Below are 24,165 nucleotides of genomic sequence, written 5' to 3'. Positions count from 1 at the left end.
GGGCGGGCGCGCCGCGTTGCGTGCGCCGCCGGCACCGGCAGGACAGCAGGGCAGGGCGGTCGAGTGAAGACGAGCAGACAGCAAGCCGGCAGGCGGGCCACCCTCGTGGCCTGCCTCGGCCTGTCCGTGGCCCTCTCGGGCTGCGGCGCGGTGGGCGGCGTGGCCGAGGCCACGCGCCACCGGGTCGGGCTCGGCTCCGGCCCCGGACCGGCGGCCGACGCACCCGTCACGGCCGCCGCCGCCACCGCGCCGGCCGCCGCGCTCGATGCGCAGATGGAAGACGGCACCGCCTCCGAGATCATCACCGGCCTGCTCCAGCGCCGCTCGGTGCTCCAGCCCGGCACCCTGCGCGCGGTGACCGACGCGGTGCTCGCCGCCAACAGCCGCGCCGCCGAGGCCGAGCTGCGCGCCGCGACGCTGCGCGCGGAGGCCGCGCAGCTCAACTGGCTGCCGACGCTCGGTCCGCAGATCAGCCTGACCTCGCTCGGCGACGTGGTGACGTCGCTGGTGGTGGACGCGGTGCTGTTCGACCACGGCGGCAAGATCGCCGAGCGCGACTACGCCCGCGCCGACGTCGAGGTCGCCGCCGTCGCGCTGGCGCAGGACACCAACGCGCGGGTGCTGACCGCGCTCGAGCTCTACATCGGCGCCGAGGCCGCGCGCGCCCGCGCCGATGTCACCGCCGCCGCCATCGCGCGGATGGAGCGGTTCCACTACCTGATGAACGAGCGCATGAGCGCCGGCATCGTCGACCGCGCCGACCAGCAGCTCGTCGCCGCCAAGCTCGACCGGATGCGCAGCGAGTTGACCGCCGACCGCGAGGCGGCGGCCACCGCGATGGCGGAGCTGCAGGCCATGGCCGCCGCGCCCGTCACCGCCGTCTCGGGGCTGTCGCCCGTCGCGCCGCCGGGCAACCAGACGCCGCTCGCGGTGCTCAAGGCCGAGGCCGAGGCCGCGCGCGCCGAGGCGGAGGCGCGCGCCGCGCGGGCCGGGCAGCTGCCGGGGATCAACGCCTCGGGCAGCCTCTCGAGCGACGGCAGCTCGGGCGGCATCACCGCCGGCGGCGAGGGCATCGGCTTCGGCACGCCCGCCCGGCTGCGCGCGCTCGAGGCCAGCCGCGAGGCGTCGGCGGCCGAGGTCGCGGCGGCGCGCGAGGACGCGGCGAGGAAGCTCAGCCAGCTGCGCGGCCTGCTCGCCTCGCAGGAGCGGCAGGCGGCCGAGGCCGGGACCATCGCCGCGCAGGCCGCCGAGAGCTACGAGCTCTTCGCCGCCCAGCTCGAGGCTGGCCGGCGCCGGGTGCCCGAGGTCGTCGGCGTGTTCGAGACCAAGGTGCGCACCGAGCGCGAGGCGGTGACGCTGCGCCACGACGTGCTGCTGACGCGCGCGCGCATCGCCGAGACGGTGGGCACGCTCGTCGACGGGGAACGCATATGACCGGCCCCGTCCTCGCCTTCGACGCCACCGCCACGCGGGGCGGCAAGCTCGTCGGCCCCGCCGAGGCCGCGCCCGAGCCGCCGCCGCTCGCCGAACCGGCCGCGCCCGCCGCCGCCGGAACGTCGCGCAACCACGCCCGCGCCGACCTCGCCGCCACCTACGCGGCGCTGCTCGGCGTCAGCGTGCTGCGCACCGACCTGCTCGAGAGCCTCGCGCGCGACGGCCTCGGCGGCTCCGACGACAGCGACGCCGCCGACCCCGATGCCGTCGCCCGCGCCCTCGGCGCCGCCGGCCTCGCGACGCGCACCGAGCGGGTGAAGGCCCCGACGCCAGCGCACTGGCCGGCGCTGGCGGAGATGACGGGCGGACAGCTCGTGCTCGTGCTCGAGCAGTCGGGCGAGACGCTGACCATCTACGACACGACCTTCCGCGACCACCGCGCCGAGGTCACGCTCGCCGAGTTCGCCCCCTACTTCACCGGCCGGGTGCTGCGCGCCGAGGTGCCCGCCACCGAGCTCGCCCGCCGACACGCCGTCAAGGGACGCGCGCGGCACTGGTTCTGGGGCGAGTTCACCGGCCTGCGCCGGCCCGTCGCCGAGATCGCGCTCGGCTCGCTGGTGGCCAACCTGCTCGCCGTCGCCGTGGCGCTGTTCTCGCTGCAGGTCTACGACCGGGTGATCCCGCACCAGTCGACGGCGACGCTCTGGGTGCTGGCGACCGGGGCGGGTCTGGCGCTGCTGTTCGAGGCGGTGCTGCGCATCGCGCGGGCGCGGCTGATGGACGGGGCGGGGCGGCGCATCGAGCTGCGCATCCAGTCGCTGCTGATGAACCGGGTGCTCGGCATGCGCCGCGACCCGGAGGGCAGCGCGCCCTCGGCCACCTTCGCTGCCGTGCGCGACTTCGGCTCGATCCGCGAGTTCTTCACCGCCTCCACCATCGGCACGCTCACCGACCTGCCGTTCCTCGTGCTGTTCTTCGCCCTCGTCGCCTCCATCGGCGGCGAGATCGTCTGGGTGCTGTTCGCCGGCGCGGTGCTGATGGTGCTGCCGTCGCTGTTCCTGCAGAAGAAGATGATGGCCCTGACCCAGCAGACACAGGGCGCCAGCACCAAGGCGAGCCGGCTGCTGCACGAGGCGATCTACGACACCGACACGATCAAGACCCAGCGCGGCGAGGACCGCTTCCGCCGGGTCTGGAGCGAGCTGACCGGCCTCTCCGCCGTCGCCACCTCCGAGCAGCGCCGGCTGGCCTCGGCGCTGACCTTCTGGGCGCAGGGGATGCAGCAGGCGACCTACGTCGCGGCGGTGGTCGTCGGCACCTTCCTCGTCTTCGCCGGCGAGTTCACCGTCGGCACGATCATCGCCGTCGGCATCCTCACCTCGCGCACCCTCGGCCCGCTGACACAGCTCGCCGGGACGCTGTCGCGCTGGTCCAACGTCAAGGCCGCGCTCACCGCCCTCGACGCGGTCGCCGAGGCGCCGCAGGACCACGACGAGGACCGCACCTACCTGCGCCGCGAGACGATCCGGGGCGCCTTCGAGCTGCGCGAGATCGGCTACGCCTACGACGAGGAGAGCGGTCAGAGCCTCGACATCCCGGCGCTGAAGATCCGGCCCGGGCAGAAGGTCGCGGTGCTCGGCCCGAACGGGTCGGGCAAGTCGACGCTGCTCAAGCTGCTCTCCGGCCTGACCCGCCCGACCGGCGGCCGCGTGCTCGTCGACGGGGTGGACATGGGGCAGGTGATGCCGCGCGATCTGCGCCGCGGGATCGGCTACCTCGGCCAGGACGTGCGGCTCTTCGCCGGCACCCTGCGCGAAAACCTCGACTTGTCTCTGCTCGAGCGCGACGACGAGCGCCTGCTCGCGGCGCTCGACTTCGCCGGGATCGGCGCCTTCGTGCGCAACCATCCCAAGGGCCTCGACCTCGCGATCCATGACGGCGGCGAGGGGCTGTCGACGGGGCAGCGCCAGTCGATCGGCTGGGCGCGGCTGTGGCTGCAGGATCCGGGCGTGTGCCTGCTCGACGAGCCGACGGCGGCGCTCGACCAGACGCTCGAATCGACCCTCGTCACCCGCATGGAGGGCTGGCTCGCGGACCGCACCGCGATCATCGCCACGCACCGGATGCCGATCCTGTCGCTCTGCGAACGCACGCTGATCCTGCAGCAGGGACGACTCGTGGTGGACGGCCCGCGCGACGAGGTGCTGGCGCACCTGCGCGGCCGCAAGGCCCCGGCATGAGCGCGATGAGCGACATCGAGCGCGAGACCTCCGGCCGCGGCGCCTCGCTGGTGGTCTGGGTGGTGGCGCTGGCGGTGCTGGTGTTCCTCGTCTGGGCCCGTTTCGCGCCGCTCGACGAGATCGTGCGCGGGCAGGGCGAGGTCGTCAGCGGGGCGCGGCCGCAGAGCGTGCAGAACCTCGAGGGCGGCATCCTCGCCGAGCTGGCCGTGGGCGAGGGCGACATGGTGTCGGAGGGCGACGTGCTGGCGCGGCTGCACGGCACCCAGTTCGTCACCCGCGTCGACGACCTGCGCGACCAGGTCATCGCCGCCGAGATCCGCCGGCTGCGGCTGGAGGCCGAGCTCGAGGGGCAGTTCGATTTCGTCGTGCCCGAGGACTACGCCATCCACAGCCCCGACATCCTCGCCTCCGAGCGCGCGCTGCTCGCGGCGCGCCAGTCGGACTACACGACCCGCCTCGAGGGCGCGCGCCGCCTCGCCACCGAGACGGCGCGCGAGCTCGAGACGCTGGAGGACCTGTTCGCGCGCGACATCGTCGCCCTGCTCGAGGTGACGGAGGCGCGCAAGGCGAACTCCGACGCCGAGACCAAGGTCAGCGAGATCGAGACCACCGCCGAGCTCGAGCGGGCGACGAGTTACTCGGAGACGCTGCTCGACCTCGCGACGCTCAAGCAGGAGCTGCGCCTCGCCGAGGACCAGCTCGCCCGGACCGTGGTGCGCGCGCCGATGCGCGGCGTCGTCAACGCGGTCGGCGTCACCACCATCGGCGGCGTCGTGCGGCCCGGGGAGGAGATGTTCGAGATCATCCCCGCCGGCGACGAGCTGTTCGTCGAGGCGCAGATCGCGCCGAAGGACATCGCCAACGTGGTGGCGGGGCAGGCGGCGACGATCAAGCTGACGGCCTACGACTACACCGTGCACGGATCGCTCGAGGGGACTGTCGAGATGGTCAGCGCCGACACCTTCAAGGACGAGCGCCGCCCCGAGAGCGAGGCGCACTACCGTGTCACCGTCGCGCTCGACACCGACGCGATGACCCCGCGCCAGGCGGGCATCTCGCTGCGGCCGGGGATGCAGGCGACGGTGGAGCTGCACACCGGTTCGAAGACGGTGCTCGATTACCTGACCAAGCCGCTCTACCGCTCGCGCGAGGCCCTGCGCGAGCCCTGAAGGCGGTTTTCCACCTCCAATTGTTAAGCGACCGCGCCCGTGACGCTACGGAAGAGTCGCCTATGTCTTCCGGAAGGGCATGTCGTCAGACATTGCACCAGTCCAGTATCCGGGCTTCCGGCGGGGATGAAGATGATCCTGAAGGCCGGCAGTCCGCATTGCTGTAGTCGAGGGATGACCCATGAAAGACAGCAACACACCCCACCTCTCCACGTCGGCGGGCGGATCGCTGGAAGCCGCCGTCGACCGCGTGGCGGACCTGCTCGTCACCTGTGACGACGAGACCCGCTACCAGGTCTCGCTGGAGATCGCGATCCGCGCCATCGAGGTCGCCGCGCTGACGCTGGACGGCGAGGATGCCGAGCGCTCGTCGACGCTCCTGCGCATGGCCCGGGACATCGAGGCGATGGCCGCGCCGCACCGGGAGTAACGGCCGCCGTCAGACCAGCCGCGAGGTCTCCACGGCGGCGCGCACGAAGTCGGCGAAGAGCGGGTGCGGCGCGAAGGGCTTGGACTTCAGCTCCGGGTGGAACTGGACCCCGATGAACCACGGGTGATCCGACCATTCCACGATCTCGGGCAGCCGCCCGTCGGGGCTCATCCCGGCAAAGCACAGCCCCTGCGCCTCGAGCGCCTCGCGATACTTGGTGTCGACCTCGTAGCGGTGCCGGTGGCGCTCCTCGATCGACGCGGTGCCGTAGATCTCGGCCACCCGCGAGCCCTCCGTCAGCGCCGCGTCGTAGGCACCGAGCCGCATGGTGCCGCCCTTGTCGTCGTCGGCCTTGCGCTCGACCTTGTGGTTGCCCTGGATCCACTCCTTGAGGTGGTAGACGACCGGCTCGAAGCGCTTCTTGCCGGCCTCGTGGTCGAACTCTTCCGACCCGGCCGTCGCCACGCCCGCCACGTTGCGCGCCGCCTCGATCACCGCCATCTGCATGCCGAGGCAGATGCCGAGATAGGGGATCCGGCGCTCGCGGGCGAACTGGGCGGCCTTGATCTTGCCCTCGGTGCCGCGCTCGCCGAAGCCGCCGGGCACGAGGATCGCGTGGAACCCCTCGAGGTGCGGCGCGGCGTCCTCGCGCTCGAACAGCTCGGAATCGACCCACTCCACCTTCACCTTGACCCGGTTGGCCATGCCGCCGTGGGTGAGGGCTTCCTTGATCGACTTGTAGGCATCTTCGAGCTGGACGTACTTGCCCACGATCGCGACGTTCACCTCGCCCTCGGGGTTGTTGATCCGGTCGGCGACGTCGTGCCAGCGGTCGAGGTTGGGGCGCGGGGCGGGGGAGATGCCGAACGCGTCGAGCACCGCCTGGTCGAGCCCTTCGCGGTGGTAGGCGAGGGGGGCCTCGTAGATCGACTTGAGGTCGTAGGCCGGCACCACCGACTCGGACCGCACGTTGCAGAACAGCGCGATCTTCTCGCGCTCCTTCTGCGGAATCGGGTGCTCCGAGCGGCAGACGAGGATGTCGGGGGCGATGCCGATGCTCTGCAGCTCCTTGACCGAGTGCTGCGTCGGCTTCGTCTTCAGCTCGCCCGAGGCGGCGAGGTAGGGCAGCAGCGTCAGGTGCATGAAGATGCACTGCCCGCGCGGCTTGTCGTGGCTGAACTGGCGGATCGCCTCGAAGAACGGCAGCCCCTCGATGTCGCCGACGGTGCCGCCGATCTCGCAGAGCATGAAATCGACCTCGTCCTCGCCGATCTTCAGGAACTCCTTGATCTCGTTGGTGACGTGCGGGACGACCTGGATCGTCTTGCCGAGGTAGTCGCCGCGCCGCTCCTTCTCGAGCACGTTGGAATAGATGCGCCCCGAGCTAACCGAGTCGGTCTTGCGGGCGGGCACGCCGGTGAAGCGCTCGTAATGGCCGAGGTCGAGGTCCGTCTCGGCGCCGTCGTCGGTGACGAACACCTCGCCGTGCTCGAACGGGCTCATCGTGCCGGGGTCGACGTTGAGGTACGGGTCGAGCTTCCTCAGCCGGACGGAGAAGCCGCGCGCCTGCAGCAGCGCACCCAGCGCGGCGGAGGCGAGACCCTTGCCGAGCGAGGAGACGACACCACCGGTGATGAATACGTAGCGGGCCATGGGGGCGATCTCCCGTGATCGAGGTGTGGGCGCTCCGGCGCTGCGGAGCCTCTGTCACGGGATTTAACGATAGCCGGATTCGCCGGCCCCCCGCAACCGCCGACGCAACATCATGTTGCCGCGTCAGCGCTGTCTTCAAGCGATTGTGGAAGGAGCGGGGCCGCTCAGTCGGCGGCGGGGAGCAGCCCGTCGCTGCCGTCCGCGCCGGGGGGCAGCAGGCTCTCGCCGCCGAGGTCGGGCAGCGCGTCGCTCGCTGCGCCGGCGGGCGTGTCGGTGATCCGGTCGAGCACCGAGCCGCTGGCGCTGTCGCGCGCGGCCATGATCGTCAGGGCGATCGAGGTGATGATGAAGGCGACCGCGAGGCCCCAGGTGACCTTGCCGAGCGCGGTGGCCGCCGAGCGGCCGGTCATCATGCCGCCCCCGCCGCCGCCGATGCCGAGCCCGCCCCCCTCGGAACGCTGCATCAGCACGACGCCGATCAGCGAGAGCGCGAGGAGGAGGTGAACGATCAGGATGACGTTTTCCATGGGGGAGGCGGCCTGTCTCTTGGAACGGGCCGTATCTAGAAGCTGTGGCCCGCTGCCGCAACCCCCCGTCGGCCCCCGCGACGCTCCGATGCGCGCGCTCCGATTTCCCGGTTTCCCGCCCCGGCGGTCTGGTCTATGGAGACGCCGGTTTTTCGTCGGAGGACAGCATGGCCAACGTGGTCGTCGTGGGCGCCCAGTGGGGCGACGAGGGCAAGGGCAAGATCGTCGACTGGCTCTCCGAGCGGGCGGACGTCATCGCGCGGTTCCAGGGCGGGCACAATGCCGGCCACACGCTGGTGATCGACGGCGCTGTCTACAAGCTGCACGCGCTGCCCTCGGGCGTCGTGCGCGGCGGCAAGCTGTCGGTGATCGGCAACGGCGTCGTGCTCGACCCCTGGCACCTGCTCGAGGAGATCGAGACCCTGCGCGGCCAGGGCGTCGACATCACCCCCGAGACGCTGATGATCGCCGAGAACACGCCGCTGATCCTGCCCTTCCACGGCGAGCTCGACCGGGCCCGCGAAGGGATGAACTCCGTCGCCAAGATCGGCACCACCGGGCGAGGCATCGGCCCGGCCTACGAGGACAAGGTCGGCCGCCGGGTGATCCGCGTCGCCGACCTCGCCGACGGCCCGACCCTCGAGCGGCGGGTGGACCGCGCGCTCGTGCACCACAACGCGCTGCGCTCGGGCCTCGGCCTCGAGCCGGTGGACCGCGACGCGCTGCTGACCAAGCTGCGCGAGGTCGCGCCGAAGATCCTCGCCTACGCCCAGCCGGTCTGGAAGGTGCTCAACGACCGCCGCAAGGCCGGCCAGCGCATCCTCTTCGAAGGCGCCCAGGGCGCGCTGCTCGACATCGACTTCGGCACCTATCCCTTCGTCACCTCCTCCAACGTCATCGCCGGCCAGGCGGCCACCGGCACCGGCATCGGGCCCGGCTCGATCGACTTCGTGCTCGGCATCGTGAAGGCCTACACCACCCGCGTCGGCGAGGGCCCGTTCCCGACCGAGCTCGACGACGCGGACGGCCAGCGGCTCGGCGAGCGCGGTCACGAGTTCGGCACCACGACGGGGCGCAAGCGGCGCTGCGGCTGGTTCGACGCCTGCCTCGTGCGCCAGACCTGCGCCACCTCGGGCGTCTCGGGCATCTCGCTGACCAAGCTCGACGTGCTCGACGGCTTCGACGAGCTGAAGATCTGCACCGGCTACCGGCTCGACGGCGAGGTGCTCGACTACCTGCCCACCGCCGCCGAGCGGCAGGCGCGGGTCGAGCCGATCTACGAGACGATCCCCGGCTGGCAAGGCTCCACCGCGGGCGCGCGCTCCTGGGCCGACCTGCCGGCGGAGGCGATCAAGTACGTCCGCCGCATCGAGGAGCTGATCCAGTGCCCGGTCGCGCTGGTCTCCACCAGCCCCGAGCGCGACGACACGATCCTCGTCACCGACCCGTTCGCCGACTGATGGCGCTGAGCCCCCGCCAGAAGCGGCGCTGGTCGCTGGTGATCCTGCTGGTCGGGCTGCCGGTCTACATCGTCGCGGCGGTGACCATCCTCAACCTGCTGGGCCGCCCGCCCGTGTGGATCGAGCTGCTGGTCTACGCCGGCCTCGGCGTGCTCTGGGCGCTGCCCTTCCGCGCCCTGTTCCGGGGCGTCGGCCGGGGCGAATAGCGCCCCCGCGTCTCTGTTCTCGAAATATCCTCGGGGGGAGTCGCCGTGAAACGGCGACGGGGGGCAGACAGCCCCCCGCACCCGCGTCGTCGGCCGTCGCGACGGCTCAGCTGTTGGACGCCGCCTTGGTCGGGCGGAAGCGGGTCGTCTGCGCCACCTGGAAGCGGCCGTTGCGCACCTTCTCGAGCCGGCCCTGGCGCAGCAGCGTGCCGAAGGCGCGCAGCCCGTCCTCCCGGCTGAACTGCTCGGGCATGATCGACTGCACCTTCTTCATGATCTGCGGGCGCGACACGTCGTCGTTGCCCTGGATGAAGGCCTCGTGGGCGGCGGCGCACTCGAGCAGGTCGGCGAGGCCGGTCGCGCCCATGTCGGCGGCGAACTTGGCGAAGCCGGCATTGCTCTCGCCGTCGCGCGGGCGGGCGCTCGCGCCGCCGCTCTGGACCCGGCGCGGGCGGACCGGGCCGGCCGGCTCCTCGGCGGGCGCGGGCGGCACGTCGATGCGCTGGGAGGCGACGAGCTTGAGCGGCGCGGGCTTGGGCCGGTCGGAACGCGACAGGGCGCGGGGCGCGCGGCGCGGGCGGACGACCTGGTCGAGGTCGTCGCGGAACATGTTCTCGCCTTCCTCGCCGTCGTCCGCGGCCGCGCGCTCTCCCTCGCCAAGCCGGCGGGCGGCCTCGGTGGCGGCGACGGCGGCCTTGAGGTGCGCGATGGCCTGGCGGCGGCGGTTGCCCTCGGGCTCGTTGAGCTGTGCGTCGGTCTCCGACAGGATCCGCGCCTCGTCCGGAGAGCCGGCGAGCAGTCCGGCCCTCCGGCGACGGCCGGCGGCCTCCTCGGGAGCCGCGTCGGCCTCGGGGGCGGCAGCCTCCTCCTCGGCCGGCAGGGCAGCTTCGTCGGCCTCGGCGGGCGCCTCGGTCTCGGCCCGGGCGGCCTCGTCCTCGGCGGCGTCCTCGCCTTCCGCGTCCTCGGCGACGGCTATCTCCTCGGTTTCCCCTTCGGAAGCGTCCTCCTCGGTAACGGCCTCTGCCGTCTCCGTCTCCCCCTCGTCGGCGCCGATGCGCTCGACCTCGGCGAGTTCGGCGAGCAGGTCAGCTTCCTCGTCGGGCGAGAGGCCGGTGTCGTCGTCGTCGCCGTCCCTGCCGACGAGCTCGTCGAGCTCCTCGAGCCCGTCGAGTTCGGCGATGCCGCCGCTGCGCCCGGCGGTCTCGGCGCGGCCGGTCTCGTCCTCGTCGCGCGAGATGGGCACCACGCGGTCGTCGGCTTCGGGCGCATCGGTCCCGGCCTCCCCGGCGGCCTCGGCCTCCGGCTCGGTGAGGATCGCGCGGAGCGGGTCGACGGGGGCGGCCTGCGGCGCGGCGGCGGGCGTATCGGAAGGGGTCTCCTCGTCCTCGTAGCCGGCGCTCTGCTGCGGCGCGCTGGGGGCGGGGGAGCGGCCGACGACGGCGCGGATGCGGGCGAGCTTGGCGGCGACTGAGTCCGGCTCGAGCTCGAGGCGCTGGGACTGCTCGGCGATCGCGGCCTCGGCGGCCCGGCGGGCGGCGGCCTCGGCCTCTTCGGCCTCCTTGCGCGCGGCTTCCTCGGCCTCGCGGCGCGCGGCGTCCTCTGCCGCTTTCGCGGCGGCCGCGCGCTCGGCCTCCTCGGCCTGCTTGCGGGCGGCGTCTTCCTCGGCCTTGCGCCGCTTCGCCTCGGCGGCGGCGGCGCGCTCGGCGTCGCGGCGGGCCCGGCGGGCGCGGCGGATCAGGCGGCGCTCGCCCTGGTCGAGCTCGGCCCAGGGGCGCTCCTCGCCCTCGTGCTCGCCGTAGCCCTGGGGCGCGGGGTCCTTCTCCTCGGCGGCCGGCGCGGGCGCTGGCGCCTCTTCGGCCGGGGCCGAAGCCGGGGCGTCGGCGGGCGCGGCGGGCTGGGCGGCAGCGGCGGGCGCGAGCGAGGGGCGCAGCACGTAGCCGCCCTGCTCGAGCCGCGCCTCGACGCGGCGCTCGGCCTCGCGCTCGGCGATGCGGGCCAGCATCTCGGGGTCCGGCGTGGCGGGCTCGGCGCCGAAGTAGCGGTCGTCGGCGGCGAGGTCGCGGAAGTATTCCGCGATGGCCTTCATCGTGTCGAACGCGTCGTCGAACCCCTCGAGGGTGCACGAAAAGGTGCCGTAGGATACCGTCAGAATCTTGCTCGACTCGGCCATTCTTTGCTCGCTTTCTCTCATCCCCACGGTCATCGGTTCTATCACGAACTGGTTCGCAAGTCGGAACAGGATGAGGATTATTGGGGGATTATTTCGTGACCACTTTGGGGCAGCCCGGAGCGCCGGAGGCCAATCCCGAGGCCGGCGCGGCCATTGTCCGCAGCACCGCGCCAATCACCCTGGCCGGCGGCGGCACCGTGAGCGAGACGGCGCTGAGCGAGGCGCTCGCGCTGGCGCCCCGGCTCGTCGCGGCCGACGGGGGCGGCGACTCGGTGCTGGAGCTGGGGCGGATGCCCGAAGCGGTGATCGGCGACATGGACAGCCTGTCGGCGGCGGCGGCGGCCCGGCTCGAGGGGCGGCTCCACCGGGTGGCCGAGCAGGAGACGACCGACTTCGACAAGGCGCTGCGTGCGATCGACGCGCCGCTCGTCATCGCGGTGGGGATGACGGGCGGGCGCTTCGATCACGAACTCGCCGCGATGAACGTGCTGGTGCGCCGGGCGGCGCACCCCTGCCTGCTGCTCGGCGGCGAGGACGTCACCTTCCTCGCGCCGCCCCGGTTGGCGCTGCCGCTGGCGGCGGGGGTGCGGGTATCGCTGTTTCCCATGCGCGAGATCACCGGGCGCTCGCAGGGCCTGCGCTGGCCGATCGACGGGCTGACGCTCGCGCCCGACGGCCGGATCGGCACCTCCAACGAGGCGACGGGACCGGTGCGGCTCGAGGTGGCCAAGCCGGGGCTGCTGGTGATCCTGCCGCGCGCCGAGCTCGCGCTGGCGGTGGCGGCGCTGCTCGACGCCGCACCGTGGCGCTGAGCGCGGGGCAGGGGCCTCGGCGCGGAGCCGCCGCCGGCCGGAGCGCGATTCGCTTAAGGCTGGCTTCGGCGCGGAAACGGCGCTAACCTGACCGTCAGATCCGGGGCGAACCCGGGCGGGCAGAGGCGTGGCGGTACATCCATGACGGAAATGGTCCATGGCACGATTCCGGCGGCGGCGGGGGATCCGATCCTGCCGCGCTGGTGGCGGACGATCGACAAGTGGACGATGTCCTGCGTTCTGATCCTGTTCGGGATCGGCATGTTGCTCGGCTTCGCGGCCTCGCCGCCGCTGGCCTCCAAGAACGGGCTCGAGCCGTTCTACTACGTCACCCGCCAGTTCGGCTTCGGCATGATCGCCCTGACGGTGATGCTCGCGGTGTCGATGATGTCGCCCACGCTGGTGCGCCGCCTCGCCACCATCGGCTTCGCCGCGTCGCTGGCGGCGGTGATGCTGCTGCCGGTCTTCGGCACCGATTTCGGCAAGGGCGCGGTGCGCTGGTACTCGCTCGGCTTCGCCAGCCTGCAGCCCTCGGAGTTCCTCAAGCCCGGCTTCGTCGTCGTCGCCGCGTGGTTCATGGCCGCCAGCCAGGAGATCGGCGGGCCGCCGGGGCGGGCCTATTCGTTCGTGCTGGCGCTGGTGATCGTCGGCTTCCTCGCGATGCAGCCCGACTTCGGGCAGGCCTGCCTGGTGCTGTTCTCGTGGGGCGTGATGTACTTCGTCGCCGGCGCGCCGATGGTGCTGCTGATCGGGCTGGTGGGAATGACCGTCGTCGCGGGCACCTTCGCCTACAACAGCTCCGAGCACTTCGCGCGCCGCATCGACGGCTTCCTGTCGCCCGACGTCGATCCGCGCACCCAGCTCGGCTACGCCACCAACGCCATCCGCGAGGGCGGCTTCTTCGGCACCGGGGTGGGCGAGGGGACGGTGAAGTGGTCGCTGCCCGACGCGCACACCGACTTCATCATCGCCGTCGCCGCCGAGGAATACGGGCTGCTGCTCGTGCTCGCGGTGATCGCGCTGTTCTGCATCGTCGTGGTGCGCTCGCTGATCCGGCTGATGCGCGAGCGCGACCCGTTCATCCGCCTCGCCGGTACCGGCCTCGCCTGCGCCTTCGGCGTGCAGGCGATGATCAACATGGGCGTCGCGGTGCGGCTGCTGCCCGCCAAGGGCATGACGCTGCCCTTCGTGAGCTACGGCGGCTCGTCGGTGATCGCCAGCGGCATCGCGGTGGGGATGCTGCTCGCCTTCACCCGGACCCGGCCGCAGGGCGAGATCGGCGACATCCTGCGGGGCCGGGGGCGGGCATGAGCGCACCGCTGCTCGTCATCGCCGCCGGGGGCACCGGCGGGCACATGTTTCCCGCGCAGGCGCTGGCGGAGGCGATGCTGGCCAGGGGCTGGCGGGTGAAGCTGTCGACCGACGCGCGCGGCGCGCGCTATTCCGGCGCGTTCCCCGAGGCGGTGACGCAGGAGGTGATCGCCTCGGCGACCTTCGCGCGCGGCGGCGTGCTCGCCAAGGCGGCGGTGCCGCTGCGGGTGGGCGCCGGCGTCTGGGCCGCGCGCCGCTCGATGCGGGCCGACCGGCCGGCGGCGGTGGTGGGCTTCGGCGGCTATCCGTCGATCCCGGCGCTGGCGGCGGCGCGCCTGCTCGGGATCCCGCGCATGATCCACGAGCAGAACGGCGTGCTCGGCCGGGTCAACGAGCTGTTCGCGCGCCGCGTCGACGCCGTGGCCTGCGGCACCTGGCCGACGAAGCTGCCCGAGGGCGTCGAGGGCGTGCATGTCGGCAACCCGGTGCGCGGCGCGGTGCTGGCGCGGGCCGGCGCGCCCTACATCGCGCCGGGCGACTACCCGATGTCGGTGCTGGTGATCGGCGGCTCGCAGGGCGCGCGCATCCTGTCGGACGTGGTGCCGCCGGCGCTGTCGGCGCTACCGCGCGAGATCCGCCGCCACGTGCGGGTCAGCCACCAGGCCCGCGAGGAAGACGTCGCGCGGGTGGCCGACTACTATTACGGCGAGGGCATCGAGGCCGAGGTCGACACCTTCTTCTCCGACCTGCCCGAGCGGATGAGCGAGGCGCAGCTGGTCATCAGCCGCGCCGGCGCCTCGTCGGTGGCGGACATCTCCGTCATCGGCCGGCCGTCGATCCTGATTCCGCTCGCGAGCGCCATCCGCGACGAGCAGACCGCCAACGCCCGCGGCCTCGCCGGGGCGGGGGCGGCGATCCTGCTGCCCGAGGGCAAGCTGCAGGTCGACACGCTGGCCGAGCAGGTCGCGCTGGTGCTCGGCGACGCCGACGGGGCGCTGCAGATGTCGCGCGCCGCGCTGGGGCAGGCCGTGCCGGACGCGACGGATCGGCTGGTGGGGCTGGTGGAACGGCTGGCCGACCAGTAGAGGGACGCCCAATCCTCCTCTCTGACGGGAACGACAGAACATGGCTCCGACGAAACTCCCCCTCGACGTGGGACCGCTCCACTTTGTCGGCATCGGCGGCATCGGCATGTCCGGGATCGCGGAGGTGCTGCTCAACCACGGCTACGTGGTGCAGGGCTCCGACCAGAAGACGACGCCGCTGACCGAGCGGCTCGCCTCGCTCGGCGCGCACATCTTCGAGGGCCAGCGGGCGGAGAACCTCGAGGGCGCCGAAGTGGTGGTGATCTCCTCGGCGATCAAGCCCGGCAACCCCGAGCTCGACGAGGCCCGCCGCCGCGGCCTGCCGGTGGTGCGGCGCGCCGAGATGCTGGCCGAGCTGATGCGGATGAAGTCCAACATCGCCGTCGCCGGCACCCACGGCAAGACGACGACCACCACCATGGTGGCCTCGCTGCTCGACCACGGCCGCTTCGATCCCACCGTCATCAACGGCGGCATCATCCACGCCTACGGCTCCAACGCCCGCGTCGGCGAGGGCGAGTGGATGGTGGTCGAGGCCGACGAGAGCGACGGCACCTTCAACCGGCTGCCCGCCACCATCGCCATCGTCACCAACATCGACCCCGAGCACATGGAGCATTGGGGCACCGAGGAGGCGCTGAAGAAGGGGTTTTACGACTTCGTCTCCAACATCCCGTTCTACGGGCTCGCGGTCTGCTGCACCGACCATCCCGACGTGCAGGGGCTGGTCAGCCGCATCACCGACCGGCGCGTCGTCACCTTCGGCTTCAACGCACAGGCCGACGTGCGCGCGATCAACCTGACCTACGACAAGGGCGTGGCGAAGTTCGATATCGCGCTGCAGGGCGAGGGCACGGTCATCGAGGACTGCTCGCTGCCGATGCCGGGGGACCACAACGTCTCCAACGCCCTCTCGGCCGTCGCCGTGGCGCGCCACCTCGGCATGAAGCGCGACGAGATCCGCGAGGCGCTGGCCGCCTTCGGCGGCGTCAACCGCCGCTTCACCCGGGTCGGCGAGGTCGGCGGGGTGGCGATCATCGACGATTACGGTCACCACCCGGTGGAGATCGCCGCGGTGCTCAAGGCGGCGCGGCAGGCCACCGAGGGGCGGGTGATCGCGGTGCACCAGCCGCACCGCTACTCGCGGCTGAGCTCGTTGTTCGACCAGTTCTGCAACTGCTTCAACGAGGCCGACGTGGTCGCCATCGGCGAGGTCTACGCCGCCGGCGAGGAGCCGATCCCCGGCGCGAGCCGCGACGACCTCGTCGCCGGGCTGATCCGCGCCGGCCACCGCCACGCCCGCGCCGTCACCGACGAGGACGACCTCGAGCGGCTGGTGCGCGAGCAGGCCCGGCCCGGCGACATGGTGGTCTGCCTCGGCGCGGGCACCATCAGCGCCTGGGCGACGAACCTGCCGGAGCGGCTGGCGCGGTGAGCGGCGGGGCGGCGGTCGCGGTCTGGGTGATCGGGCTGATCGTCGCGGCGGGTCTGTCGCGGCTGCTGTTCCGGCTGGTCTGGCTGTTCGCCCTGGCGGCGGCGGTGCTGCTGTGGCTGCACTATCGCGCCGACCCCGCCGAGGCGGTGACGGGCTACGTCGCCCTCGGCGCCGGACTGGCGGCGCTGCGCCCCCTGCGCAGGGTGATCCGCGGCGGCCTGTAGGCCGGGCTTCAGCCCGGCACGCGTCCGGGCGGGGCCGGGCTGAAGCCCGGCCTACGGGGGCCGCGCGCCGCGTCGGGCCTCGCGCCATAATCCCGCCGCGCTCCTCCGCTATGCCCCCTCCGGAAAACCGCCGGAGCTTTGCCCATGTCCCTCGCGCTGACCGCCGCCTTCGCCTGGATCGTGACCGCCAACCTGCTGGCGCTGATCCCGTCCCGCGACAACCACTGGCGCCGCGCCTACGGGCTGATCGCGACGGGGCTGCCGCTGCTCGGCTGGGTGATCTGGAGCGACGGGGCCTGGTGGGGCCTCGCCTGCCTCGCCGCGGGGGCGTCGATCCTGCGCTGGCCCGTCTACTTCCTCGGCCGATGGTTGCGCAGTCGCCTCGCGGCCTGAGCCCGACTCTTGCCGGCGCGGCCAAAGCGTTGCAGACAGCGCCGCATGACCAGCCAGCCCCAGATCCGCCTCCCCGAGCCCCGGGGCACCCTCACCGCCGACCGCCCGCTCTCCGACCTGACCTGGCTGCGGGTCGGCGGCCCGGCCGACTGGCTGTTCCAGCCCGCCGACCGCGACGACCTCGCCGCGTTCCTCGCGGCGCTGCCGGCGGAGATCGCCGTGTTCCCGATGGGCGTCGGCTCCAACCTGATCGTGCGCGACGGCGGCATCCGGGGCGTTGTGATCCGGCTCGGGCGCGGCTTCAACGGCATCGAGATCGGCGACGACGGGCTGGTGCGCGCCGGCGCGGCGGCGCTGGACGCCCACGTGGCGCGCAAGGCGGCGGCGGCGGGGCGCGACCTGACCTTCCTGCGCACCATCCCCGGCGCGATCGGCGGCGCGGTGCGCATGAACGCCGGCTGCTACGGCTCCTACGTCGCCGACCACCTGCGCGAGATCACCCTCGTCCACCGCGACGGCACCATCGCCACGCTGCCCGCCGCCGAGCTGAAGCTCGCCTACCGCAGCTCCGAGCTGCCCGCCGGGGCGGTCATCGTGGAGGCGGTGTTCGAGGCGGAGGCGGGGGAGCCCGACGCGCTCGCCGCGCGCATGGAGACCCAGCTCGCCAAGCGCGACGAGAGCCAGCCGACCAAGGACCGCACCGCCGGCTCCACCTTCCGCAACCCGGCCGGCTATTCCTCCACCGGCGCCCCCGACGACAGCCACGATCTGAAGGCCTGGAAGGTCATCGACGAGGCCGGCCTGCGCGGTGCGCGGCTGGGTGGTGCGGTGATGAACGAGAAGCACCCGAACTTCCTCACCAACGCCGGTGAGGCCACGGCGCAAGACCTTGAATCCTTGGGCGAGACGGTGCGGAAAAAGGTTTACGAGGCGCGCGGGCTCACGCTAGAGTGGGAAATCATGAGGGTCGGCGAACCGGCCCCGACTTGACGAGCAGTTCCGCCTCGTCCGGACGGCAACCGGGCAGGGCGACCATCCAGAAGACTTCAGATGACGGGCCGCGCGAACGGCCCGCGTGAGGCAGAGTACATGTCGGGCGGGCGTTCCGCACTCGTTGCAGTCCTGATGGGCGGCCCGTCGGCCGAACGCGAGGTGTCGCTGTCGACCGGCCGCGGCTGTGTCGACGCGCTGCGCGAGGCCGGCTTCTCCACGATCGAGATCGATGCCGGCCCCGACCTGGCCGAGCGGCTCGCCGAAGCGAAGCCCGACGTGGTGTTCAACGCGCTGCACGGCCGCTGGGGCGAGGATGGCTGCGTTCAGGGCCTGCTCGAGTGGCTGCGGCTTCCCTACACCCATTCCGGCGTCCTCGCCTCCGCCCTCGCCATGGACAAGGAGCGGGCCAAGGACGCCTTTCGCGCCGAAGGGCTGCCGGTCATGGAGAGCCGCCTCGCCACCCGGGATGAGGTCGAGGCGGGGCATGTCCTGCCGCCGCCCTACGTGGTGAAGCCCTACAACGAGGGATCGTCGGTCGGCGTCTACATCGTCGCCGAGGGCGCCAACGCGCCGCCGAAGCTGGGCGCGGAGATGCCCGAGCGGGTGATGGTCGAGGCCTTCGCGCCGGGGCGCGAGCTGACGACGATGGTGATGGGTGAGCGCGGCGCGCTCGGCGTCACCGACATCATCACCGACGGCTGGTACGACTACGACGCCAAGTACAAGGAAGGCGGCTCGCGCCACGAGGTGCCCGCCGCCATTCCCGCCGAGATCGGGGCCGCCTGCCGCGATTACGCCGAGCGCGCGCACCGGGTGATCGGCTGCCGCGGCGTGACGCGCACCGACTTCCGCTGGGACGAGAGCCGCGGGCTCGACGGGCTGGTGCTGCTCGAGATCAACACCCAGCCCGGCATGACTCCGACCTCGCTGGTGCCCGAACAGGCCGCCTGGGCGGGGATCGGCTTTCCCGAGCTGTGCACCTGGCTGGTGGAGGACGCCTCTTGCGATCGTTGAGCCGCGCCTATCGCGATCCGGCCCCCTCGCGCTGGCGCTACCGCTACCAGCGGCTGATGCTGACCCCGGGCTTCCGGCGGATGCTGCGTGTCGGGCTGCCGCTGCTGGTGGTGGCCGGGATCGGCGGCGGCTGGATCAGCCAGCCCGCCAACCGCGACACCGTCGCCGCCGCCTACGCCCAGGTGCGCGACCAGATCCAGAACCGCCCCGAGTTCCTCGTCACGGCGATGGCCGTCGAGGGCGCCGACGCGGGGCTGTCGGCCGAGATCCGGCGGGTGCTGCCGGTGGAGTTTCCGGTGTCGTCGTTCCTGCTCGACCTCGAGGAGATGCGCCAGACCGTCGGCGCGGTCGCGGCCGTCGAGAGCGCGCGGGTGCGGGTCCGGCCCGGGGGCGTGCTCGAGGTCGCGGTGACGCAGCGGGTCCCGGCCGCCGTCTGGCGCACCCGCGACGGGCTGAAGCTGATCGACGCTTCCGGCACCTACGTGGCGCCGCTGGCGAACCGCGCCGCGCGCCCCGACCTGCCGCTGGTGGCGGGCGAGGGGGCCGACGCGGCGCTGGCCGAGGCGCTGGCGCTCTACGGCGTCTCGCGCCCGCTGGGCGACGAGTTGCGCGGGCTGGTGCGCATGGGCGCGCGCCGCTGGGACGTGGTGCTGGCCGACGGGCAGAAGGTGATGCTGCCCGCCGAGGGCGCGGTGCAGGCGATGGAGCGGGTGCTGGCGCTCGACGAGGCCAAGGACCTGTTCGGCCGCGACATCGCCGCCGTCGACATGAGGAATTCCGCGCGACCGACGATCCGGCTCAACCCGCCGGCGATGGTCGCCCTGCGCCGCGTGGCGGAGCAGGAACCGGGCCAGGGGCAATAAAGAAGCAAGAACCATGGGGCAGACGAGATGAGGGAGCTTTACGAGAGCCAGAGGGCGATGCGCAACATGCGCCAGGCGGCGATGCAGCGCGGGGTCATCGCGATCCTCGACGTGGGCACCAGCAAGATCGCCTGCCTGATCCTGCGCTTCGACGGCCCCGAGCGCTTCCGTGACAGCGACGGCGTCGGCTCGATGGCCGGGCAGAGCTCGTTCCGCGTCATCGGCGCGGCGACCACCCGCTCGCGCGGGGTGCGCTTCGGCGAGATCGACGCGATGGCCGAGACGGAGCGCGCGGTGCGCACCGCGGTGCAGGCGGCGCAGAAGATGGCGCAGGTGCGGGTCGACCACGTCATCGCCTGCCTCAGCGGAGCGCGGCCGCGCTCCTACGGGCTCGACGGCGCCATCGACGTGCACGGCCAGATGGTCGAGGAGCAGGATATCGGCCGGGTGCTGGCCGCCTGCGAGATGCCCGATTACGGCGCTGGCCGGCACGTGATCCACGCCCAGCCGGTGAACTTCGCCCTCGACCACCGCTCCGGCCTCGCCGACCCGCGCGGCCAGATCGGCAACCGGCTCACCTGCGACATGCACCTGCTCACGGTCGAGGACATGGCGGTGCAGAACATGATCCACGCCATCGGCCGCTGCGACCTCGAGCTCGCCGGCCTCGCGAGCTCCGCCTACGTGTCGGGCATCTCGAGCCTGGTGGAGGACGAGCAGGAACTCGGCAGCGCCTGCATCGACATGGGCGGCGGCTCGACCGGCATCTCGATCTTCATGAAGAAGCACATGATCTACGCCGACAGCGTGCGCATGGGCGGCGATCACGTCACCTCCGACATCTCCATGGGCCTGCAGGTGTCGATGTCGGTGGCCGAGCGGATCAAGACCTTCTACGGCGGCCTCGTCGCCACCGGCATGGACGACCGCGAGCAGATCGAGATCGGCGGCGACACCGGCGACTGGGAGCACGACCGGCGCAAGGTGAGCCGAGCGGAGCTGATCGGGATCATGCGGCCCCGGGTCGAGGAGATCCTCGAGGAGGTGCGCGGCCGCCTCGACGCGGCGGGCTTCGACCACCTGCCGAGCCAGCAGATCGTGCTGACGGGCGGCGGCAGCCAGATCCCCGGCCTCGACAGCCTCGCCTCGAAGATCCTCGGCCAGCAGGTCCGCCTCGGCCGCCCGCTCCGGGTCCAGGGCCTGCCGCAGGCCGCCACCGGCGCGGCCTTCGCCAGCGCCGTCGGCCTCGCGCTGTTCGCGGCGCACCCGCAGGACGAGTGGTGGGATTTCGAGATCCCCGCCGAACGCTACCCTGCGCGCAGCTTCAAGCGGGCGGTGAAGTGGTTCAAGGACAACTGGTAGGCGCATGGGCGAGCAGTCGCGCGCGGGTGAAATTCGCGCGTGACGGCCTGTGGATAACCTGATAGCGAGGATGACAAGGACCCGGAGCGGTCCGGATCAGGCGGAGCAGTCGCCCGAGAATCAGCCACCCCCGACCGGCGCCGCACCCTGCGGCGGCGGCTACGCCTGTGGCTATAGATGTGGTGTGGAGCCGGCCCGCATCTCCTAGCGCTTGCCGTACCGGCAGTATCTTGCCGGTCGGGCAACTTTTCCACGGCTATTTTGTGTTTCGGCGCGGGTTTTGGCGTGACGTGCAGGGTCATGGCAGTTAAGAATGTCTTAATCCGAGGTGAAATCGCCCAGGGACGGGCCGGAAAAAGAAACAGGCGGACAGACATGACATTGAATCTTTCCATGCCCGGGCATGAGGAGCTGAAACCCCGCATCACCGTCTTCGGGGTGGGCGGCGCCGGCGGCAACGCGGTCAATAACATGATCGAGAAGCAGCTGGACGGCGTGGAATTCGTCGTCGCCAACACCGATGCCCAGGCGCTTGCGCAGTCCCGCTCCTCCGCCAAGATCCAGATGGGCGTGAAGGTCACCGAAGGTCTCGGCGCGGGCGCCCGCGCCACCGTCGGCGCCGCGGCGGCCGAGGAGAGCATCGAGCAGATCGTCGACCACCTCGCCGGCGCCCACATGTGCTTCATCACCGCCGGCATGGGCGGCGGCACCGGCACCGGCGCCGCGCCGATCATCGCCCAGGCCGCGCGCGAGCTCGGCGTGCTCACCGTCGGCGTCGTCACCAAGCCGTTCCAGTTCGAGGGCGGCAAGCGGATGAAGCAGGCCGAGGACGGGGTCGAGGCGCTGCAGAAGGTCGTCGACACGCTGATCATCATCCCCAACCAGAACCTGTTCCGGCTGGCCAACGAGAACACCACCTTCACCGAGGCCTTCGCGCTCGCCGACGACGTGCTCTACCAGGGCGTCAAGGGTGTCACCGACCTGATGGTGCGGCCCGGCCTGATCAACCTCGACTTCGCCGACGTCCGCGCGGTGATGGACGAGATGGGCAAGGCGATGATGGGCACCGGCGAGGCCGAGGGCGACAACCGCGCCATCCAGGCCGCCGAGAAGGCGATCGCCAACCCGCTGCTCGACGAGATCAGCCTGCACGGCGCCAAGGGCGTGCTGATCAACATCACCGGCGGCTACGACCTCACCCTGTTCGAGCTCGACGAGGCGGCCAACCAGATCCGCGAGAAGGTCGACGGCGAGGCCAACATCATCGTCGGCTCCACCCTCGACACCGAGATGGAAGGCCGGATGCGGGTCTCCGTGGTCGCCACCGGCATCGACGCCGCCGAGAAGACCGACGACGTGCCGCTGCCGCGCCGCTCGATGTCGGCCCCGCTGCGCCAGCAGGTCAGCGCCGAGACCCAGGCCGAGCCGGCCCCCGCGCCGCAGCCGCGCCCGGCCGCCCCGGCTCCGCAGGCCCGCGCCGCCGCACCGGCTCCCGCGCCGCGCCCGGCCCCGCCCGCACCCCAGCCGGCGCCGCAGCCCGAGGCCTACGCCCAGCAGCAGGAGCCCGGCCTGTTCGACGACGACGGCCATCAGGGTCACGGCCACGACGAGAACGTCTTCGACGACGAGGACACCGGTGCACTGCCGCCCCCGGCCTACCGCCCGCGCCCGACGCCCAGCGTCGAGGCCGAGCCGGAAGCCTTCGTGGCGCCGCGCGCCACCGGCGGCAGCAAGCCCTCGCCCGAGGCGATGTCGCGCCTGCAGGCCGCGGTCGCCCGCGCGCCGGGCAGCCGTCCCGCCGCGCCGAGCGCCGAGCGCCGCGCCGAGGAGGAAGAGGAGAAGCCCCGCTTCGGGCTGAACTCGCTGATCAACCGGATGACCGGCCATGCCGAGCAGCCGCAGCAGCAACAAGCCGCCGCCGCCCCCCAGCAGCGCCGGCCGCAGGTCACGCCGATCCACCAGGAGCCGGAAAACGAAGCAGACCCCGAGCAGGAGCGGATAGAAATACCCGCTTTCCTGCGCCGCCAGGCCAACTAGGCCGGCAGCGCAGCGCCACCGCGGCCCGCTTCAGGCACGGGCCGCGACACGACCCCCCCAGGTGGTCGTCACGGGGCCGGCTTTCCCCCAAGAGCCGGCCCCCAATCATGTCCGCCACCCGGCGCGGTCCGCTGCGCCTGGCAAGTGCCGGAGCCGGATCACGGAAGTGCATGCCGCCACGCAGCGGGCGGGCACCTGAGAATTAGCTAGACATATTAGCAGCTTGACCGACGACCTGCGCCGGAGGGTGGCGTTATTGCCGCGCTGCGGCGTCGATGTTGCAAAGCGTTGCAAAGAGTGAGTTGAGGGGCAGGGGCGAGGCAACTACCTCCCCGTCAACGAAGCGTTAACAGCGCGATCACTCATTCGTCCGACAGGATCTCCGCCGTGCAAGCGACACTGACCAAACCCGTCTGGTTCGAAGGCGTCGGCCTGCACACGGGCCGCCCGGTCCACATGGGCCTGTTCCCGGCCCCCGCCAACCACGGCATCGTCTTCGTGCGTGGTGATCTCGGCGCGGCGCGCGTTCCCGCCCGCTGGGATCTCGTCGAGCAGTCGCCGCTGATGACCCGCATCGTCGCGCCCGAGGGCGCCGACGTGGCCACTGTCGAGCATGTCATGGCGGCGCTTGCCGGCTGCGGCGTCGCCAACGCCCGCGTCGTCCTCGACGGGCCCGAAGCGCCGATCGCCGACGGCTCGGCCGCGCCTTTCGTCAGGGGCATCCTCGCCGCCGGCCTCACCGCGCAGCGCGACACGCAGCGCGCGATCCGCATCCTGCGCCCGGTCGAGGTCCGCCGCGGCGACGCGCTGGCGCGCCTGTCGCCGGCCACGTCGCTGCAGATCGACTTCGAGATCGACTTCGCCGACCCGGCCATCGGCCGCCAGCACAAGGTGCTGAACATGGCCAACGGCGCCTTCGTGCGCGAGCTCTGCGACAGCCGTACCTTCTGCCGCAACGACGACATCGACGCGATGCACAGCAACGGCCTCGCCCTCGGCGGCAGCCTCGAGAACGCCGTCGTCGTCGACGGCGCCCGCGTCCTCACCCCCGGCGGGCTGCGCCATGCCGACGAGGCGGTGCGCCACAAGATGCTCGACGCCCTCGGCGACCTCGCGCTCGCCGGCGCGCCGATCCTCGGCCGCTACACCGGCATCCGCGCCGGCCATACGCTGACCAACCGGCTGCTGCGCGCGCTCTTCGCCGATCCCGCCGCCTGGACCTGGGTGCCCTGCGACGCCAACATCGACGCGCGGCTGCCCGGCAGCGGCCTGAGCCACGCCGATCTCCACGCGGTCGCCTGAGCGCCACGCCCGCGCGCGTGTGATCGGGCCGCGAGCGAAAAGCAC

21 protein-coding genes are annotated in these 24,165 nt (G+C 72.3%); 18 read left to right on the top strand and 3 right to left on the bottom strand.

Translation table 11 applies throughout. The features are described 5' to 3' along the window. Positions 1-63 precede the first annotated feature (63 nt). The 4 genes from OG2516_RS05210 to OG2516_RS05195 all read left to right on the top strand — a co-directional run bounded on the left by OG2516_RS05210 (position 64) and on the right by OG2516_RS05195 (position 5,273). Positions 64-1,434 carry a TolC family protein gene (locus tag OG2516_RS05210; protein WP_156799272.1) on the top strand — a complete coding sequence of 457 codons (1,371 nt, stop codon included), beginning with the start codon at positions 64-66 and terminating at the stop codon, positions 1,432-1,434. Further along, a complete protein-coding gene (locus tag OG2516_RS05205; RefSeq protein WP_007254581.1) occupies positions 1,431-3,674 on the top strand; it encodes an ATP-binding cassette domain-containing protein in 2,244 nt (747 codons plus the stop codon). Before OG2516_RS05210 ends, OG2516_RS05205 begins: the two co-directional genes overlap by 4 nt. Then, positions 3,671-4,843: a beta-barrel domain-containing protein gene (locus tag OG2516_RS05200; protein ID WP_007254580.1), complete on the top strand. Its 1,173-nt coding sequence runs from the start codon at positions 3,671-3,673 to the stop codon at positions 4,841-4,843. Before OG2516_RS05205 ends, OG2516_RS05200 begins: the two co-directional genes overlap by 4 nt. 181 nt (positions 4,844-5,024) lie before the next feature. Continuing rightward, a complete protein-coding gene (locus OG2516_RS05195; protein ID WP_007254579.1) occupies positions 5,025-5,273 on the top strand; it encodes a hypothetical protein in 249 nt (82 codons plus the stop codon). Between the two features lie 9 nt (positions 5,274-5,282). Here the strand turns inward: OG2516_RS05195 and OG2516_RS05190 are convergent, their stop codons facing one another. After that, positions 5,283-6,926: a CTP synthase gene (locus OG2516_RS05190; protein WP_007254578.1), complete on the bottom strand. Its 1,644-nt coding sequence runs from the start codon at positions 6,924-6,926 to the stop codon at positions 5,283-5,285. A 164-nt stretch (positions 6,927-7,090) separates the two neighbouring features. Further along, complete coding sequence (gene secG / locus OG2516_RS05185; protein ID WP_007254577.1) at positions 7,091-7,453, bottom strand: preprotein translocase subunit SecG; 363 nt, start codon at positions 7,451-7,453, stop codon at positions 7,091-7,093. 167 nt (positions 7,454-7,620) lie between these two features. Here secG and OG2516_RS05180 point away from each other — a divergent pair, with 167 nt between their 5' ends. Both OG2516_RS05180 and OG2516_RS05175 read left to right on the top strand, forming a co-directional pair. Beyond that, positions 7,621-8,913 carry an adenylosuccinate synthase gene (locus tag OG2516_RS05180; RefSeq protein WP_007254576.1) on the top strand — a complete coding sequence of 431 codons (1,293 nt, stop codon included), beginning with the start codon at positions 7,621-7,623 and terminating at the stop codon, positions 8,911-8,913. Beyond that, entirely contained in the window at positions 8,913-9,119 is a 207-nt protein-coding gene (locus OG2516_RS05175; RefSeq protein ID WP_007254575.1) for a DUF2842 domain-containing protein, read from the top strand. The genes OG2516_RS05180 and OG2516_RS05175 overlap by 1 nt, the downstream gene beginning before the upstream one ends. 106 nt (positions 9,120-9,225) lie before the next feature. On the opposite strand, the gene OG2516_RS18905 is transcribed toward OG2516_RS05175, so the two are convergent. Then, complete coding sequence (locus OG2516_RS18905) at positions 9,226-11,289, bottom strand: hypothetical protein (protein ID WP_007254574.1); 2,064 nt, start codon at positions 11,287-11,289, stop codon at positions 9,226-9,228. 104 nt (positions 11,290-11,393) lie between these two features. On the opposite strand from OG2516_RS18905, the gene OG2516_RS05165 reads away from it, so the two are divergent. The 12 genes from OG2516_RS05165 to lpxC all read left to right on the top strand — a co-directional run bounded on the left by OG2516_RS05165 (position 11,394) and on the right by lpxC (position 24,120). Continuing rightward, positions 11,394-12,101 (top strand): thiamine diphosphokinase, encoded by a 708-nt coding sequence (locus OG2516_RS05165; protein WP_007254573.1) that lies wholly within the window; start codon positions 11,394-11,396, stop codon positions 12,099-12,101. Positions 12,102-12,242: 141 nt separating this feature from the next. Beyond that, entirely contained in the window at positions 12,243-13,412 is a 1,170-nt protein-coding gene (gene ftsW / locus OG2516_RS05160; RefSeq protein WP_007254572.1) for a putative lipid II flippase FtsW, read from the top strand. Then, complete coding sequence (locus tag OG2516_RS05155) at positions 13,409-14,497, top strand: UDP-N-acetylglucosamine--N-acetylmuramyl-(pentapeptide) pyrophosphoryl-undecaprenol N-acetylglucosamine transferase (RefSeq protein ID WP_007254571.1); 1,089 nt, start codon at positions 13,409-13,411, stop codon at positions 14,495-14,497. The genes ftsW and OG2516_RS05155 overlap by 4 nt, the downstream gene beginning before the upstream one ends. Positions 14,498-14,537: 40 nt before the next feature. Next, positions 14,538-15,932, top strand: a complete 1,395-nt coding sequence (gene murC, locus OG2516_RS05150; RefSeq protein ID WP_007254570.1) for a UDP-N-acetylmuramate--L-alanine ligase — start codon at positions 14,538-14,540, stop codon at positions 15,930-15,932. After that, positions 15,929-16,156, top strand: a complete 228-nt coding sequence (locus tag OG2516_RS05145) for a hypothetical protein (RefSeq protein ID WP_007254569.1) — start codon at positions 15,929-15,931, stop codon at positions 16,154-16,156. Before murC ends, OG2516_RS05145 begins: the two co-directional genes overlap by 4 nt. A gap of 144 nt (positions 16,157-16,300) precedes the next feature. Beyond that, positions 16,301-16,549, top strand: a complete 249-nt coding sequence (locus OG2516_RS05140) for a DUF2484 family protein (RefSeq protein ID WP_007254568.1) — start codon at positions 16,301-16,303, stop codon at positions 16,547-16,549. Between the two features lie 45 nt (positions 16,550-16,594). After that, positions 16,595-17,539: a UDP-N-acetylmuramate dehydrogenase gene (murB, locus tag OG2516_RS05135; protein ID WP_007254567.1), complete on the top strand. Its 945-nt coding sequence runs from the start codon at positions 16,595-16,597 to the stop codon at positions 17,537-17,539. A gap of 135 nt (positions 17,540-17,674) precedes the next feature. Beyond that, positions 17,675-18,556, top strand: a complete 882-nt coding sequence (locus tag OG2516_RS05130) for a D-alanine--D-alanine ligase (RefSeq protein ID WP_007254566.1) — start codon at positions 17,675-17,677, stop codon at positions 18,554-18,556. Next, positions 18,544-19,419, top strand: a complete 876-nt coding sequence (locus tag OG2516_RS05125) for a cell division protein FtsQ/DivIB (RefSeq protein WP_342626086.1) — start codon at positions 18,544-18,546, stop codon at positions 19,417-19,419. Before OG2516_RS05130 ends, OG2516_RS05125 begins: the two co-directional genes overlap by 13 nt. Before the next feature lie 27 nt (positions 19,420-19,446). After that, positions 19,447-20,781 (top strand): cell division protein FtsA, encoded by a 1,335-nt coding sequence (gene ftsA / locus OG2516_RS05120; RefSeq protein WP_007254564.1) that lies wholly within the window; start codon positions 19,447-19,449, stop codon positions 20,779-20,781. Between the two features lie 375 nt (positions 20,782-21,156). Further along, a complete protein-coding gene (ftsZ, locus tag OG2516_RS05115; RefSeq protein ID WP_040614980.1) occupies positions 21,157-22,818 on the top strand; it encodes a cell division protein FtsZ in 1,662 nt (553 codons plus the stop codon). Positions 22,819-23,205: 387 nt separating this feature from the next. Continuing rightward, positions 23,206-24,120 (top strand): UDP-3-O-acyl-N-acetylglucosamine deacetylase, encoded by a 915-nt coding sequence (gene lpxC / locus OG2516_RS05110; protein ID WP_007254562.1) that lies wholly within the window; start codon positions 23,206-23,208, stop codon positions 24,118-24,120. Positions 24,121-24,165 lie beyond the last annotated feature (45 nt).

It is taken from the genome of Oceanicola granulosus HTCC2516 (assembly GCF_000153305.1).
Classification (GTDB): Bacteria; Pseudomonadota; Alphaproteobacteria; order Rhodobacterales; family Rhodobacteraceae; genus Oceanicola; species Oceanicola granulosus.
This window is presented reverse-complemented; position numbering and strand designations above follow the sequence as displayed.

Excerpts from the sequence above, each read along its gene's own strand:
- OG2516_RS05200 (WP_007254580.1), top strand. The coding sequence starts at position 3,671 with ATGAGCGCGATGAGCGACATCGAGCGCGAGACCTCCGGCCGCGGCGCC.
- murC (WP_007254570.1), top strand. The coding sequence starts at position 14,538 with ATGGCTCCGACGAAACTCCCCCTCGACGTGGGACCGCTCCACTTTGTC.
- secG (WP_007254577.1), bottom strand. The coding sequence starts at position 7,453 with ATGGAAAACGTCATCCTGATCGTTCACCTCCTCCTCGCGCTCTCGCTG.
- OG2516_RS05130 (WP_007254566.1), top strand. The coding sequence starts at position 17,675 with ATGGGCGGCCCGTCGGCCGAACGCGAGGTGTCGCTGTCGACCGGCCGC.
- ftsA (WP_007254564.1), top strand. The coding sequence starts at position 19,447 with ATGAGGGAGCTTTACGAGAGCCAGAGGGCGATGCGCAACATGCGCCAG.
- OG2516_RS05140 (WP_007254568.1), top strand. The coding sequence starts at position 16,301 with ATGTCCCTCGCGCTGACCGCCGCCTTCGCCTGGATCGTGACCGCCAAC.
- OG2516_RS18905 (WP_007254574.1), bottom strand. The coding sequence starts at position 11,289 with ATGGCCGAGTCGAGCAAGATTCTGACGGTATCCTACGGCACCTTTTCG.
- OG2516_RS05175 (WP_007254575.1), top strand. The coding sequence starts at position 8,913 with ATGGCGCTGAGCCCCCGCCAGAAGCGGCGCTGGTCGCTGGTGATCCTG.
- murB (WP_007254567.1), top strand. The coding sequence starts at position 16,595 with ATGACCAGCCAGCCCCAGATCCGCCTCCCCGAGCCCCGGGGCACCCTC.
- OG2516_RS05195 (WP_007254579.1), top strand. The coding sequence starts at position 5,025 with ATGAAAGACAGCAACACACCCCACCTCTCCACGTCGGCGGGCGGATCG.
- OG2516_RS05205 (WP_007254581.1), top strand. The coding sequence starts at position 1,431 with ATGACCGGCCCCGTCCTCGCCTTCGACGCCACCGCCACGCGGGGCGGC.
- ftsW (WP_007254572.1), top strand. The coding sequence starts at position 12,243 with ATGACGGAAATGGTCCATGGCACGATTCCGGCGGCGGCGGGGGATCCG.
- OG2516_RS05190 (WP_007254578.1), bottom strand. The coding sequence starts at position 6,926 with ATGGCCCGCTACGTATTCATCACCGGTGGTGTCGTCTCCTCGCTCGGC.
- OG2516_RS05155 (WP_007254571.1), top strand. The coding sequence starts at position 13,409 with ATGAGCGCACCGCTGCTCGTCATCGCCGCCGGGGGCACCGGCGGGCAC.
- ftsZ (WP_040614980.1), top strand. The coding sequence starts at position 21,157 with ATGACATTGAATCTTTCCATGCCCGGGCATGAGGAGCTGAAACCCCGC.
- OG2516_RS05180 (WP_007254576.1), top strand. The coding sequence starts at position 7,621 with ATGGCCAACGTGGTCGTCGTGGGCGCCCAGTGGGGCGACGAGGGCAAG.